This is a genomic window from Mesorhizobium sp. M7A.F.Ca.CA.001.08.2.1 (assembly GCF_003998455.1).
Classification (GTDB): domain Bacteria; phylum Pseudomonadota; class Alphaproteobacteria; order Rhizobiales; family Rhizobiaceae; genus Mesorhizobium; species Mesorhizobium ciceri.
This window is the reverse complement of record NZ_RZPW01000056.1, coordinates 1-14,574: the sequence shown is the minus strand read 5'-3', so window position 1 is coordinate 14,574 and position 14,574 is coordinate 1. Positions and strand designations below refer to the sequence as shown.

General features: G+C 60.5%; 15 protein-coding genes. 1 reads left to right on the top strand and 14 read right to left on the bottom strand.

The window, feature by feature from the left end; all coding sequences use genetic code 11:
- Positions 1–52: 52 nt before the first annotated feature.
- The 5 genes from ccoP to EN914_RS05865 all read right to left on the bottom strand — a co-directional run bounded on the left by ccoP (position 53) and on the right by EN914_RS05865 (position 4,665).
- Positions 53–916, bottom strand: coding sequence for a cytochrome-c oxidase, cbb3-type subunit III (gene ccoP, locus EN914_RS05885; protein ID WP_024502865.1), 864 nt, complete (start codon positions 914–916; stop codon positions 53–55).
- 2 nt (positions 917–918) lie between these two features.
- Positions 919–1,068 carry a cbb3-type cytochrome c oxidase subunit 3 gene (locus EN914_RS05880; protein ID WP_024502864.1) on the bottom strand — a complete coding sequence of 50 codons (150 nt, stop codon included), beginning with the start codon at positions 1,066–1,068 and terminating at the stop codon, positions 919–921.
- Positions 1,069–1,079: 11 nt separating this feature from the next.
- On the bottom strand, positions 1,080–1,811 hold the full coding sequence (gene ccoO / locus EN914_RS05875) for a cytochrome-c oxidase, cbb3-type subunit II (protein WP_024502863.1): 732 nt from the start codon (positions 1,809–1,811) through the stop codon (positions 1,080–1,082).
- Positions 1,811–3,430: a cytochrome-c oxidase, cbb3-type subunit I gene (gene ccoN, locus EN914_RS05870; RefSeq protein ID WP_024502862.1), complete on the bottom strand. Its 1,620-nt coding sequence runs from the start codon at positions 3,428–3,430 to the stop codon at positions 1,811–1,813. Before ccoN ends, ccoO begins: the two co-directional genes overlap by 1 nt.
- A gap of 491 nt (positions 3,431–3,921) precedes the next feature.
- Complete coding sequence (locus EN914_RS05865; protein WP_024502861.1) at positions 3,922–4,665, bottom strand: Crp/Fnr family transcriptional regulator; 744 nt, start codon at positions 4,663–4,665, stop codon at positions 3,922–3,924.
- Positions 4,666–4,817: 152 nt separating this feature from the next.
- Between EN914_RS05865 and hemN the strand changes: the two genes are divergently transcribed.
- A complete protein-coding gene (gene hemN, locus EN914_RS05860) occupies positions 4,818–6,167 on the top strand; it encodes an oxygen-independent coproporphyrinogen III oxidase (protein WP_024502860.1) in 1,350 nt (449 codons plus the stop codon).
- Between the two features lie 229 nt (positions 6,168–6,396).
- Here hemN and EN914_RS05855 read toward each other — a convergent pair whose 3' ends face one another.
- From EN914_RS05855 to EN914_RS05815, 9 genes are all read right to left on the bottom strand, one after another.
- Positions 6,397–6,639: a DUF2274 domain-containing protein gene (locus tag EN914_RS05855; RefSeq protein WP_024502859.1), complete on the bottom strand. Its 243-nt coding sequence runs from the start codon at positions 6,637–6,639 to the stop codon at positions 6,397–6,399.
- A gap of 12 nt (positions 6,640–6,651) precedes the next feature.
- The gene (locus EN914_RS05850) at positions 6,652–7,866 is read right to left on the bottom strand and encodes a TrbI/VirB10 family protein (RefSeq protein ID WP_024502858.1); all 1,215 of its coding nucleotides are present in this window, start codon (positions 7,864–7,866) and stop codon (positions 6,652–6,654) included.
- Positions 7,863–8,900, bottom strand: a complete 1,038-nt coding sequence (gene trbG, locus EN914_RS05845) for a P-type conjugative transfer protein TrbG (RefSeq protein ID WP_127389021.1) — start codon at positions 8,898–8,900, stop codon at positions 7,863–7,865. Before trbG ends, EN914_RS05850 begins: the two co-directional genes overlap by 4 nt.
- On the bottom strand, positions 8,890–9,621 hold the full coding sequence (gene trbF, locus EN914_RS05840) for a conjugal transfer protein TrbF (RefSeq protein WP_024502856.1): 732 nt from the start codon (positions 9,619–9,621) through the stop codon (positions 8,890–8,892). Before trbF ends, trbG begins: the two co-directional genes overlap by 11 nt.
- Positions 9,622–10,944: a P-type conjugative transfer protein TrbL gene (gene trbL, locus EN914_RS05835; RefSeq protein WP_024502855.1), complete on the bottom strand. Its 1,323-nt coding sequence runs from the start codon at positions 10,942–10,944 to the stop codon at positions 9,622–9,624. It lies immediately after the preceding gene.
- Between the two features lie 33 nt (positions 10,945–10,977).
- Positions 10,978–11,703, bottom strand: a complete 726-nt coding sequence (gene trbJ, locus EN914_RS05830; RefSeq protein ID WP_024502854.1) for a P-type conjugative transfer protein TrbJ — start codon at positions 11,701–11,703, stop codon at positions 10,978–10,980.
- Positions 11,700–14,150, bottom strand: a complete 2,451-nt coding sequence (trbE, locus tag EN914_RS05825; protein ID WP_024502853.1) for a conjugal transfer protein TrbE — start codon at positions 14,148–14,150, stop codon at positions 11,700–11,702. Before trbE ends, trbJ begins: the two co-directional genes overlap by 4 nt.
- Positions 14,144–14,416 carry a VirB3 family type IV secretion system protein gene (locus EN914_RS05820; RefSeq protein WP_024502852.1) on the bottom strand — a complete coding sequence of 91 codons (273 nt, stop codon included), beginning with the start codon at positions 14,414–14,416 and terminating at the stop codon, positions 14,144–14,146. The genes trbE and EN914_RS05820 overlap by 7 nt, the downstream gene beginning before the upstream one ends.
- Positions 14,416–14,574 (bottom strand): TrbC/VirB2 family protein (locus EN914_RS05815; protein ID WP_206527182.1); only part of this gene is annotated, 159 nt, incomplete at its 5' end. The genes EN914_RS05815 and EN914_RS05820, both read right to left, overlap by 1 nt.

Genomic DNA, 14,574 nt, shown 5'->3' with positions numbered 1-14,574 from the left:
CGCCAGGCCTCGTCCGCTTGGCAGGGGGGACCGAAGAATAGGGCTTCCATTCCTATTCTCCGCCGCCAAGCGAATGGACATAAACTGCAAGTTCCTTGACCTTGATCTCGCCGAGACGGCCAACCCAGGCCGGCATGACGCCCTGTTTTGGCGCACGGACCTGTGCGGCGATGGCTGTCTCACCGGATCCATAGAGCCAGATCGCATCGGTCAGGTCGGGGGCGCCGAATTCCCTGTTGCCTTTTGCATTGTCGCCGTGACAGGCCACGCAATTCTCGGCAAAGACCTTGGCGCCGGGTTGGATCAGACTTGCATCGCGGACCTTGCCGGAAAGGCTGGCCACGTAGGCGCTGACTTGTGCGATCTGGTCGGCGGTAATGATGTCGCCGAAGGCCGGCATTTCCGACAGCCGCGTTTCCGCATCAGTCGCAAAGCGGATGCCGTGCGTAATCGTCTGCTGGATCTGCTCGGCCTTGCCGCCCCATAGCCAGTCGTCGTCGTTGAGATTGGGAAAGCCCTTGGAACCCTGGGCGCCGGAGCCGTGACATTGTACGCAATTGACCTTGAAAGCGGCGCCACCGGCGGCGATTGCGAATTCGCGCAGGCCGTCGTCCGCGGCGATTTCCGAGACGCTCTTGGACTCCACCGCCGAGATATATTTGCCCTTGGCGGCCTCAGCCGCGGTCAGCTCGTTCCTGACCTCGTTGCGGCTGGAATAGCCGAGCACACCCGTTGTCGCCGAGTGCAACAGAGGCCATGCTGGATAGGCAATGGTGTAGCCTATCGCCCAGACAATGGTGACGTAAAAAGTGATGACCCACCATCTGGGAAGCGGGTTGTTCAGCTCCCGGATACCATCCCATTCGTGGCCGGTGGTCGAGACGCCAGAGATTTCATCGATATGCTCGTCGCTCATGATCACTCGTCCTCGAGCGGAATGCGGGCCGCTTCGTCGGCCAGCCTTCGGCTGCCGGGGCGTAGGGCAAAGGCGATGCACCCCACGAAGAACAGCGCCATCGCAACCAGGCCCCAGCTGTCGGCAAACGCCCGCATCAAATTGTAGGTCATCAGCGTTCTCCTCAGCGGTAGCCGGCGGCTTCGTCGTAATTTTTGAAGTCGACCAGTGTGCCAAGCATCTGCAGGTAGGCGAGCAGGGCATCCATTTCGGTGACCTGTTGCGGGTTGCCGTCGAAGTCGCCGATCTTGGCTTTTGGGTAACGCGCCTCAAGGCCTGATGTGTCGGCATTGGGATCGGCCTGCGCCCCCAGATCCGCATTGGCGTGGGCGATCATGTCATCCGTGTAAGGGACGGCTACAAGCCTGTTGGCGACCAGATGCGTCGAGAAATCCTTCACGTCGATCGGCGTGTCTTTCAGGAACCCATAGCTCGGCATGATCGATTCCGGCACCACCGAGCGCGGGTCGGTAAGATGCGCGACATGCCATGCATTCGAGTAGCGGTCGCCAACTCTGGCGAGATCCGGCCCGGTGCGCTTCGATCCCCACTGGAAGGGGTGATCGTACATGGACTCGGCAGCCAGGCTGTAGTGGCCATAGCGCTCAACTTCGTCGCGGAACGGCCTGATCATCTGGCTATGACAGAGGTAGCAGCCCTCGCGCATATAGATGTTGCGCCCGACAAGTTCGAGCGGCGAATAGGGGCGCATGCCTTCCACCTTCTCGATCGTATTGTCGAGATAGAAGAGAGGCGCGATCTCGACGATGCCGCCGACCGTCACCACGAGCAGCGAGCCAACGAGAAGAAGCGTGGCGTTCTTCTCGATGATTGCGTGTTTGTCCATCAAGCCCATTACCTGGCTCCTGATCGCGCAGGTCGGATGGCGACGGGGCTCGGCATCGGCTCCTCCTCGCGCTGGTGGCCGAGGATGGTCCTGGTGATGTTCCAGGCCATGATCAGGGCGCCGGAGAGGTACATGGCGCCGCCGATGGCGCGCATGACATAGTAGGGGTGCATGGCGGCGACGGTTTCGGCGAAGGAGTAGACGAGGAAGCCCTGCTCGCCATATTCGCGCCACATCAGGCCCTGCATGATGCCGGACACCCACATCACCGCGGCGTAGACGACGATCCCGAGTGTCGCCAGCCAGAAGTGCCAGGTGACGAGCCTCAGCGAGTAGAGCCGTTGACGGTTCCAGAGCTTCGGGACCATGTAGTAGATCGCGCCGAACGAGATCATGCCGACCCAGCCGAGCGCACCCGAATGGACGTGCCCGATGGTCCAGTCGGTATAATGCGACAGCGAATTGACCGCCCGGATCGCCATGATGGGGCCTTCGAAGGTCGACATGCCATAGAAGGCGACGGCCATCACCATCATGCGTATGATCGGATCGGTGCGCAGCTTGTCCCAGGCGCCGGACAGCGTCATCAGGCCGTTGATCATGCCGCCCCAGGACGGCATCCACAGCATGATCGAGAACACCATGCCGAGCGTCTGCGCCCAATCGGGCAAGGCGGTGTAGTGCAGGTGATGCGGCCCGGCCCAGATGTAGAGAAAGATGATAGCCCAGAAATGGACGATCGACAGCCGGTACGAATAGACTGGCCGGTTCGCCTGCTTGGGCACGAAATAATACATCATGCCGAGGAAGCCGGCGGTGAGAAAGAAGCCGACCGCGTTGTGGCCGTACCACCATTGCGTCAAGGCGTCCTGGACCCCTGAAAAGGCGGAGTAGCTCTTGGAGCCCAGGAACGAGACTGGTATGGACAGGTTGTTGACCACATGCAGCATCGCGATGGTCACGATGAACGACAGGTAGAACCAGTTGGCCACGTAGATATGCGGTTCCTTGCGCTTCAGGATCGTGCCAAGGAACAGAATGAGGTAGGCGACCCAGACGATGGTCAGCCAGACATCCACATACCATTCGGGTTCGGCGTACTCGCGGCCCTCGGTGATGCCGAGCAGGTAGCCGGTCGCGGCCATGACGATGAAAAGCTGGTAGCCCCAGAAGACGAACCAGGCGAGATCACGGCCGAAGAGGCGCGCGCGGCAGGTGCGCTGCACGACATACAGAGACGTGCAAAGCAGCGCGTTGCCGCCGAAGGCGAAAACGACACCGGATGTGTGCAACGGCCGCAAACGACCGAAATTGAACCAGGGCTGGATGTTGAGATCGGGGTAGGCGAGCTGCAGCGCGATCACCACGCCGACCAGCATGCCGACGACACCCCAGAACACGGTGGCGATCGCGCCGTAGCGGATCGGACCATCCATGTAAGCGGATGGGTCAATCGGAGCTGCTGGCCTGAACTCCGTGTTGCGCAACAGGATCGCAGTGAAACCAGCCACTGCGAAGAACAACACCCACATGTGTCGGCGGAAAGGTTCATCCACGCCGAAGCCGGCGGCCACCAGGGCCGCAAAAGCGAACACGCTTAGAAGGACGATCTCTGTGCCGAATTTCATTGCAGATCCCGATCTCGAATCTGGTGGATGCCAAATCCGCAGCGCACTAATCGCGCAGCCGCCGCCCCCTCGCCCTGATCTATGTCAGGCCGCACGATTTTGTGCGGCGCAATCAGCAGGTGGCGAATGAACGAGGAACGCAGCGCGGGCTCACCCCCTCATGGAAGGCGTTCCCTGGGTTGGGCGGGCGCAGACGCGATCGCTGAGGCGAAAGCTGAGGCTCTGCGCGCGTTGGATGCTATTGCCGATGCCCTGCCAAACGTTGTTCGGATCCCATTGGAAACGAACGCGATCGTTCCGCCGAGCCGTGGCAGATTAAGGACCATGCTTCGCCGGTATGTGCCGAAACACACCTGGCGATTGGTCACGTTCCTATCAAAGGCCGAAAGCTGTTTGTCTCGACCGTGACGCCGCTTCGTCGAAGGCGCGGCGACATCGCATTAAAAGGCAAACACGGCCCGCCCCGGAGTCATGCGACATGGCCTCGCCGCTTAGGGCCGCTCGCGTCCGCCGCCACAGCGCTTCTCCAGACGGCTTATGCTGTCCACCGTCACATGGCGTGCGTTCTCAATCCGAATCACCCCGTCAGCCCGCAATCGCGTCAGTTGGCGGCTCACGGTCTCGCTGGTGATTCCAAGGAAATCAGACATTTCGGCACGCGTCAGCGGCAGATCGAAGGAGGCCGACCCGGAAGCCGCATCGAGACTGGAATCGATATTCCGGGCCATCATGAGGAGAAAAGTCGCCACCTTTTCCGGAGCTGTCTTGCGCCCCAGCGTCACCATCCACTCGCGCGCCTCATCGAGTTCATTCAGCGTCTGTTTGAGCAGGCGATGCTCGAATTCCCGTGACGCCTTCATCATCCGTTCGACGGCCGCTCGCGGAAACGAACACAGCGTGACTGCTGTTGCCGCTTCCGCATTGATCGAGCTTTCCTCCTTGAAAGGACGTCCCAGAAAATCCGGTGCAAACTGGAGACCGACGATCTGCTGGCGCCCATCCGACAGGCTCTTTGATAGCTTTACCACGCCTGAAAGCACGTTGGAGTAGCTGTCGACGTTCTGTGCCTCGCCGGTCAACTCCATTCCTGACTCGATCCGGCGACGCGAGCAAGTCTTGGCGAGCCCAACCAAATTGTCTGGATCGAGCGCACCGCAGACACCGCGACGCCGTGCCTCGCAAGGGAAGCAAAGAACAGGAATGCCGGAACTATGAATGTCTTGCCGAAAGGTCATGCGTTCGCCTTACCCGATCCTAACTGCCGGCAGGATACCCATCCAGGGTAGAGAAATCCTGCGGCGGTTTGTCCATGAGCGCGGCTGATCGAGATCAGGGTCTGCTTCAGCGATGCGTGCAGTGTTCCGGCGGGCAACACGGTGAACGCGAGATGCAATCGGAAATAGCTGTCAAACTCAGCGAGAACGTCCCACGCTACACCAGCTATCCGACGGCGCCGCATTTCCATTCGGGGATCGATGCTGCCATTTACCGTGGCTGGTTGGAGACGCTGGAAAGCGGCGACGAAATCTCGCTGTACCTGCACATTCCTTACTGCGACAAGCTCTGCTGGTTCTGCGCCTGCCACACCAAGCAGACGCACCAATATGAGCCGGTGGCCGCTTATCTGCGCTCGCTGAATGCCGAAATCGTCACGATTGCCGGTCTGGTGAGCGGCAAGGCACATGTCCGTGCAATCCACTTCGGTGGCGGTTCGCCAACTATTCTGAGGCCCGATGATATGGTTGCTCTTGGAGCGGCCTTGCGGGACAGCTTCGACCTTCTCCCGGATGCTACGGTCAGCATCGAAATCGAAACCAACGACATGGACAAGGCGCGCCTTGATGCACTTGCTCAAATCGGCGTAACGCGGGCGAGCCTCGGCGTGCAGGATTTCGATCCGCAAGTGCAAAAAGCAATTAATCGTGAGCAGAGTTTTTTGCAGACCAAGGCAGTCGTCGACGGGGTTCGTTCGCGGGGCGTCGAATCGGTCAATCTGGACCTGCTCTACGGGCTCCCGAATCAGACACGCGAGACGATCTGTTCCACGGTGGCGCAGGCACTGACCTTGGAGCCAGACCGGATGGCCCTGTTCGGCTACGCACATGTGCCCTGGTTCAAGAAGCATCAGACGATGATCGACGAGGCATGGCTGCCGAGTCCCACTGAGCGTTTCGCCCAATCTCAACTCGCGGCGCGGGCAATTGTCGCCAAGGGATATGAGGCAATAGGACTCGATCATTTCGCGAAGCCCGACGATGCGCTGGCCATAGCGGCCCGCGCAGGGGTTTTGCATCGCAATTTTCAGGGCTACACTGAGGATCGCTGCCCGACACTCATCGGACTTGGCCCTTCGTCCATCGGTCGTTTTCGCCAAGGCTACGTGCAGAACATGGCTTCGACTTCCGGGTACGGGCGCATGGTTGCGGATGGCGGGTTGGCTGCCGTGCGCGGCGTTGCCCTTTCCGACGACGATCGCGTCCGTGGCTGGATCATCGAGCGGCTGATGTGTGATTTTGCCTTCTCGGCAGTCGACCTGGTGGAGCGGTTCGGCAAAGCCGGCGAGCAGCTCCTTCATCGCTCGAGGTCCATCGCACTCCACGATCCTGCCCGAGCGCTTGAATTCGATGGTGACAGTTTCCTCGTACGGACTGAAAGTCGCCCCTTCATTCGAACCATCGCGGCCAAGTTCGATACATATTTCAAAGGGGGAACGGCGAGGCACTCGGTGGCGGTCTGAGCAAAGCACAGTGCGCTCGCCGTTTGGTCGATCGGCGAACCAGCTGCGTTCGTTTTGACCGCTCATAGCCGACTACCGCATCAAAATCGAAAATGCAAACTTAGGCTGTTGCGCGGTATCTCCTTCCACATCCACTCTTGCGCATACCTGCATTTCAAGGTGTTTGATCCTATGCTTCGCAGGTAGGTCGCGACAGCTAGGCAATGTTCCAGCTGCCCTAGCGGAGGAGTCACGATTTTCCGGCAAGCTCCGTCGGCAGACGTTCTTTTCTGGCCTTGGCAAAGGCTCGGTCGCCTTCCAGAAACGCCGCCAGCATGAAAGGGATGAGTTCTGCCACGGTTTCAGACTGACCATAGGTCTGACGGTAAAGTGCAGCATACTCCTTGAGTGTTTGGCTCAGCTCCGCGCTGACGGTAATGGTGATCTTCGAAGCTGTTCGGTCCGGAAGTTTTCCAAGTTTCAGGTCAGCCATGATAACTCCTGCTCAACTGGCGTATGGCCGCAGCACGATGTCCTTGTGCACGATGACGCGCAGTGGCCAACCTGGGCGGACGACGATGGTGGGCTGGATATTGAGGTTTTTTTCGGTGATGCGCTGGCCGGCTCGACTGGCGTTCTGCTGGGCTGATTCCCGGATCGCCTTGACCAGATCGCTCTCGTTTTCGCCGAGGCTGAATTCTGTGCCGACACCGAGCAATGTGGCAAGCGCCACTCCCTTGATCATCTGCCAAGTGTGGAAATCGACTTTGTCTTCCAGCCCTGCGTAGCCGGCGGTGTCGCTCGCGGGCAGATTGTCGATTTCGGCCGACGAGCCGTCGGGCAGCAGAATGCGCTGCCAGACCAGCAGCGCTCGCTTTTGCCCGAACGCGACGACGCTGTCGTAGACGCCGATAAGACGTGAGCCCTGCGGAATCAGCAATATGTTGCCCGTGACCGTGTCGTGCACATTTTCGGTGACTTGCGCGACCACAAGGCCCGGCAAATCGGAATTGATGCCGGTGATCAGGCTGGCGGCAATCACGCTGCCAGCCATCAGTTGATATGGCGAGATCGGCGTCTGAAGCGCATGCGGATTGTAGATCCCGCCAGTGCTCCGCTGGCTGAGAAAATCAAGCTTTCGCTGCTGATTGTTCTGGTCGCCTTCCGCCGCCGCCACCGAGGCTGACGCGCGTCCTGCTTCGGATTGGGGAAGCGCCTCAAATGGATGCTGAGCAGTTTGCACGCTCTCTCCGACATCTGTCTGTTGAGCTCGATTTTCGACGCGGAAAAGCACCCGCGATTCACGCGCTTCGATCGCCTGCTGCGCTAGACGCTGCTCCTCGGCCGAGATGTCTTGGCCCGGCACGATGCCGAGCTGGCGCTGCCGCTCGAGGATGGGGCGGCCGAGGTCGCCCGGCAAAGGTAGCCCAAGGACGGGAGGCTTCGGCTTCATGCCGGAATAGTCATGGGGAAGCGTATCGAGTCCCTCGGCGGTTGGTTTGCGCTGAGTGTTGTAGAGATCTTCCGCCTGATCCCTGATGCGAAGGGCCGGCCCCTGGAGGGCGATCATGGTAACGCCGAAGACAGCGCCGGATCCGAGCGCTGCGATCGCGATGATCACACCGCGCCTGAACCGCACCACGCGGCGGGGAGAGGCCCGAAGCTGCAGTTCCTCGGGATCCAGTTTCGGCGGGATGCCAGAGCGGGAATTTTCGATCATGAGCCCTCACCTCGCCGGCTGCCGCGAAAGAGCGAGATCCGCCGTTGCGGTTGCCTGCCGTCAATCCTGCTGATGCGGATCACCTGCTGCCGCTTGGTGCCGAGGCGAAGTTCGGCCGCGGCGAAGAGCCGATCGACGATGTAATAGTTGCCGCGCACGCGATAGTTGACGAGCTCGCTGCTCCCATCTGCGCCGACGATGAAGAGTGGTGGCGCCTCGCCCTGATCTATGCGACGAGGGAACTCAATATAGACCTTGCTGCCGTCGTCGAAGGCTCGCGTCGGTCTCCAGGGCGGTGTGTCGCCACTGATTGAGTAGCGAAAGCGAAGGTTTTCGAGCGCGATATTCGACGCGACCGGTGTAACTGCCTCGGCTTGAGCATTGCGCTGGCGAAGCGCGATGATCTGGTCTTGGCTGTAGGTCCAGGAGATTGCCGCCATTGCGGTCTTCTCGGTGCTTTGAAGCTGCAAATGATAGGTCCGCCGGTCCGTCGTAATGACTACATTGGTGGCAAGACCCGGCGCGAAGGGTTTTACCAGAACATGGGTGCGCTGATTGTCACCGGTGCCGCTTGCGGTATCGCCAATGACCCAGCGCACGGTGTCGCCAGCCGACACGGCGGTTAGTTTCTCGCCCGGCTGCAGAGCGATGTCGGTCACGCGCTCCGGCGCGGCATAGAGTTGATAAAGCGCGCCATCGGTGAAGGGGTAGACTTGCACTGCATTAACATACCCGTACTTGGTGGGTTGCTGGGTCGCGGCTTTGTTGGCATCAGCGACGCGTTCTTCAGGAGGGCGCTTGTCCTCGGCCTTGCCGGGCTCGGGCTGCATTTGGCCAGGCAGCGGCAGTGGTTTTGGCACCTCGACAATTCTAATCGGCCTCTCCGGCGCTTTTTCGAGCGCGGCCGGTTTGAAGTCGGCAGCGTCATAGGAAATCTCAGGCGGCGGCACCTTCTTCGATGCACAAGCGGAAACGACCGCTGCCGACACCGATAGGATCAGCACGGCACGAATCGGTGACATTTTACCTTTCATTGGTGGACTCCGTCGGAGAAAGGGGGGCTGGGACGGCGCTGTCGAGCTCGCGTGACCAGTCAATGGCATTGATGAAGACGCCGAGCGGATTCTTGCGCAGCTGATCCGTATTGCTTGGCGAGCGGATCACGATCGTGAGGATCGCAGTCCAGCGCATCGTGCTGGCAAGGCTTCCGCGCTCAAACACCTGCTCGGTCCATTTGACCTGGAATGAACTTTCGGAGGCTCTGACCACGCTGGTGACCTGTACCGAAACACTGCGCGTTCCGATCTGACCGAAGGGGTCGTTCGCCTTGGCGTATTCGTTGAGGAAGAGCGCTGCGCGATCGCTAGCAAAGTCGTACGCTGCCAACCAGTTCTGCCGTACCAAAACCGGATCGGTGGAAACGGAACGGACATTCTGGATGAAGCGGCCGAGATGCCAGGCGATCTGAGCATCCGAGGGCTCATAATTCCGGATCGCCGGCGCGACGGCGTGCGTCTCGCCGAAGCCATCGACCTCGACGACATAAGGCACGACACGGCTTTGCATCGACTGCCATACGAGTCCGCCGGAAAGCCCGGTCGCCAAGGCCAGGCAGCCAAGGGCCATGATCCGCCAGTTCCTGGCCTGCAGTCGAGATGAGCCGATGCGCTCGTCCCACAGCTGGGCGGCTTTTTGATACGGCGTGACCGGTTCGGGTGTTTTGCCGTAACGGTGCACGGGTCGCTTGAAGAGCATCTAGTCATCCTTGTCGTTGAGAGAGGGGTTGGCGCTGCCTCCCGGCCGGTCTCCGTCTCGGACAGCTTGCACGGCAGCGTGGCGATTTGCCCGGGCGGTCTGTTCAGAACGTAGGCGCCTTGCCCACGTCGGCGCCGAAACAGTGGCCGAACCGGCAGAGCGTTCGGTCATTGACGCTGTCGGCGCGCCGCCGGTCGCGGTCCACGCGGCATCGCGCCCGGCATCGGCGTTGCGCCCAACACTTGCAGTGGCGGATCGCGCTATGCGTATAGCGGCGCCGCCAGCTGCACTGGTTACACCATGCATTCCAGCAGCCACACCGGAGAGGCCAGCGTCGGGCGAGGTTGCGCGCCCGATCTGCCATGACGTGGAAGCAGCCGATCCCATTGTTGTGCCGGCTCGGATGGCGGCGAGACCGCCGCTGGTTGCCATACGCGCGCCAGCAAATGCTGTGCCTCCAGCAACGAGTGATACACCCGCTGCCGCCGCGGTCGTGCCGAGGGCGGCGCCCGCCCCAAGCTGCGGTGCGCCTGAGACAAGACCCGACGCGATCCCCGGCCCAAAAATGCCAAGGCCAAGCAGTGCCAGTGCGCCCAGTACCTGGGACATGGCACCGGCAAGATCCGGCTCCTTGCCTTGCAATGCGGAAGCGAACTCCCCGAAGAGCGTGGAGCCGATACCGACAATGACGGCGAGCACCATCACCTTGATGCCTGACGAGATAACATGGCCGAGCACGCGTTCGGCCAGGAACGCTGAACGGTTCCAAAGTGCGAATGGAACCAAAACAAAACCTGCCAGCGTGGTGAGCTTGAACTCTAGGATGGTGATGAAAAGCTGGATGGAAAGGATGAAGAAGGCGATGATGACCAGGAACCAGGCCATCAGCAGCACGAAGATGGTCAGTGCGTTGCCGAAGATTTCCGGGAAGCCCAGGAGCTGACTGGCTTGGTCAAGCATTGGCCAAGCACCTTCGAAACCGGTCGCGGCAATGCGGCCCGGGCGCAAGAGATTGTCTGCCGACAGATTGCCGGCCGACGCCTTAATCCCGAGACCGGCAAAAGAACGATAAACGATATCGGCGAGGTTCTTGAAATTGTTCAGAATGAAGGCGAAGACGCCAACATAGAGCACCTTGCGGACAAGCCGGCCGAGAACGCTGGTTTCGTCGCCGAGCGCCCACGCCAGGCCGGCAAGTGTGATGTCAATGCCGATCAGAATGGTAGTGAGGAAGGCGAGGTCGCCCGATAGCAGACCGAACCCGCTGTCGATGTAGCGGATGAAGGTCTCCATGAAGCGATCGATGACGCCAAGGTCGTTCATGCCGCTGCCTTTCTCGTCGTGATGAACTCGTGATTAATTGCCGGGATAAGCCGAGCCGGTACCCAAGAATCGCTTCGTCATCTCGCGGGCGGCTTCGTCTGACTGGGCCTTGCGGGCGGCATCCTCGGCCTCAGCTCGAAACTGCGTTGCGAGCAGCGTCTGGATCTGCATCTGCTGTTTTGTCGAAAGCGCCATCAGCTGGTTGGTGGCCTGGCTTGCCTGAAGCGCACCGGCCGCCCCTTGGCTGCGGTTGACGAGATCGGCGAGCAGATCGCCGTCGGCGCGGACGTTCTCGACGATTTGCGACTGGACACCCATGGTCTGGCGGAACGCCTGCATGGCGGTTTGCCAACGCTCCCGCGCAGCACTCGCCACATCGCTGACTTTGATCGTGGCGTCGTAGCTTTCCGGATATTGGCTGCGCCACTGGTCTTGAAGCTTGCCCAGATCAAAGCTGAGGCCACTCGCCTGGTCCATCAAGCCGTCGATGCGATGGAGCGAACCGGTGAGTTGGCCAACGGAAGAGAAATCCAGACGCTGAAGATTGCGCGCCATGTTCTGCAGCATGGTCGCCTGATTCTGCAGCGACTGGATCTGGTTGTTGATCTGCTCCAATGCGCGCGCGGCCGTCAGCACGTTCTGCGCATAATTGGACGGATCGAACACGATAAGGGCGTAGGCGGGCTGCACATAGTCGGCCATAGGCTTGGCGATCAGGGAAACGGTGATCAGGCCGGAGAGAAGGCGTCGCCGCATCATGAGAATTGCTCCTTGTCTGGTTGAGGGAATTGCTTGAGAAGTTCGCCGGCCCAATCGAGGCCGCGCGCGATCAGGAACTGCGAGGCAAAGCTGCCTTGCCCGTCTTCGGACATGATCCTGTCGATCAGAGTCTGCGTGGCCGGATCGGAAGCACCGCAAAGCGCAAGAGCGATGGGGCCAAGCTCGAGCTCGAACAGACGGTTGCCGCGGCGCGATTGCAGATAATACTGACGCTTCGGCGTGGCGCGGGCGATCAATTCGATCTGCCGCTCGCTTAAACCGAAGCGCTCGTAGGCTGTGCGCGCCTGGGGTTCCACGGCACGATCATTGGGAAGGAAAATGCGCTGCGGGCAGCTTTCGATGATTGCCGGCGCTATGCCAGAGCCCGCGATATCAGCCAGCGACTGCGTAGCGAAGACAACCGACACGTTCTTCTTTCGCAGCACCTTCAGCCATTCGCGGATGCGGGCGGCGAACAGCGGATTGTCGAGATAGACCCACGCCTCGTCGAGCATGATCAGCGTGGGCCGTCCGTCGAACCGTTCCTCAAGTCGCTGGAACAGATAGGTAAGCACTGGCAGCAAAGCGCCTTGGCTGTGCATTAACTCCTCGGTCTCGAAACACTGCACATCCGACAAGGCCAGCCCATCATGATCGGCATCGAGCAGGCGGCCGAAGGGACCATCGAGCGTGTAGGGCATCAATGCGGTCTTCAGCGCATTGGATTGAAGCAGGACCGAAAGACCGGTCAGTGTGCGTTCCTGCGCCGGCGCGGTGGCAAGGCTGGCCAGCGCTGACCAAATAGCCTCCTTCACCTCCGGCGTGACGGTGACGTTCTCGTGGGCAACAAGGCTGGCGATCCATTCGGCCGCCCAGCTTCGGCTAGCCTGGTCGTTGATGCTGCGCAGTGGCTGAAAGGCAAGGGAACCGTCCGCTCCTAGCGCGTGGTGTTCTCCACCCATGGCAAGTGTTGCAGCACGGGCCGAATTGCCTTTGTCGAAGACATAAACCTGGGCGCCGGCGTAGCGCCTGAACTGCAGAGCAATCAGAGCAAGCAGAACCGACTTGCCGGCGCCGGTCGGACCAACAACCAGCATGTGGCCGACATCTTCGACGTGGGTGGAAAGCCGAAACGGTGTCGACCCACTGGTCTCGGCAACGAAAAGCGGTGGCGCTTCGGTTTGGGTGACTTTCGCGAGATGCTCGTTTGTCGCAGGACCGGCCCAAACCGACGACAGCGGCATGAGATGGGCAAGATTCAATGTATGAACGAGCGGTTGGCGAACGTTAGCGTAGACATGGCCAGGCAATGAGCCGAGCCAAGCCTCGACCGCATTGACGCCTTCTCGGATCGTGGTGAAGCCGAGCCCATTGATGATGCGCTCGACCGCGCGAAGCTTCTCTGCAGCGGCTTGGCGATCCTCGCCCCACACCGTCACGGTGGTGGTGAGATAGCCGAAACTCACATGATCACCGCCCAATGCCTGAAGGGCTTCGTCGGCATCGAGCGCCTTGTTGTCGGCATCGCTATCGACAAGCGGGACCGGCTCGTTGGTAATGACCTCGCGTAGGATTGCCACGATCGACTTGCGCTTGGCAAACCACTGCCGGCGCAATCGCGTCAGCGTCTTCGTGGCTTCCGTTTTCTCGAGCGGAATGAAGCGCGTCATCCAGCGATAGGCGAAATCCTGATGATTGAGGGTATCGAGGATTCCGGGCCGGGTGAGGTTCGGAAAGCCGAGGATGGTCAGTGTGCGAAGATGCTGCTCACCAAGCATCGGCTCCAGGCCACCGGTAAGCGGCGCATCGACCAGGATTGCATCCAGATATATCGGCGTTTCCGGGGCCATGATAGGATGGCGACGAGGCGAAATCGTGCCGTGGAGGTAGGTCAACGTCTGAGCATCATCGAGGACGCGTACTTCGGACATGAAACCCGAGAAGAGATCGAGCACGCGGTTGGTCTCGTCACGGAACCTCGCCAGATCCTGGCGCCAGTCTCTTTCTCCTCGGGAATAATGAGAGTCGACGAGCGTGCTTTCTGCGCGCGCCTGGGCGTCCGGCGGTGGCATAAACACCAAGGTCAGATGATAGCGGCTCTCGTAGTGCGCTACCTTCCCCTCGAAAGCAGCGCGGCGTTCTTCGTCGACCAGCCACGACGCGGCGTCAGGAAAATGCGAGTTCGGATAGCCCAGCGCTTCTGTGCGCTCGGCCTCAAAGAACAATGCCCAGCCAGAGCCAAGGCGTCTGAGAGCATTGTTCGCCCGGGCGCAAATGCCGACGAGTTCAGCCTCCGTCGCACTTTCGAGATCCGGGCCGCGGAACCGCAACGTCCGCTGAAAGCTGCCGTCCTTGTTGAGCACGATGCCGGACGCAACCAAGGCAGCCCAGGGTAGATGGTCGGCAAGCCGGTCGGCTTTGCTTCGATATTCCGAAAGGTTCAGCATGCAAGCCACCCCTTCAGACGTAGGTGGCGCACAAGCACGCTGGCGAAGTCCGGATCGCGTCTTGCGGCAAACACCGCTAACGAGTGGCCTGCGATCCAAAGCACCAGACCAGCAATCCATTGCTGCAAGCCGAAGCCAATGGCCGCGGCCACTGTACCGTTGAGGATCGCCACCGCGCGCGGAGCCCCGCCGAGCAGGATCGGCTCGGTCAGCGCCCGGTGGACCGGTACTGCGAAGCCCTCGATATGCTGCTCCCCGGCGGCCATCAGACGAGCGCCCCACCACCGAAGGAGAAGAAGGAGAGGAAGAAGCTCGATGCCGCGAAGGCGATCGACAGACCGAAGACGATCTGAATCAGGCGCCGAAAACCACCGGCGGTGTCGCCGAAGGCAAGCGTCAGGCCGGTGGTGATAATGATGATGAC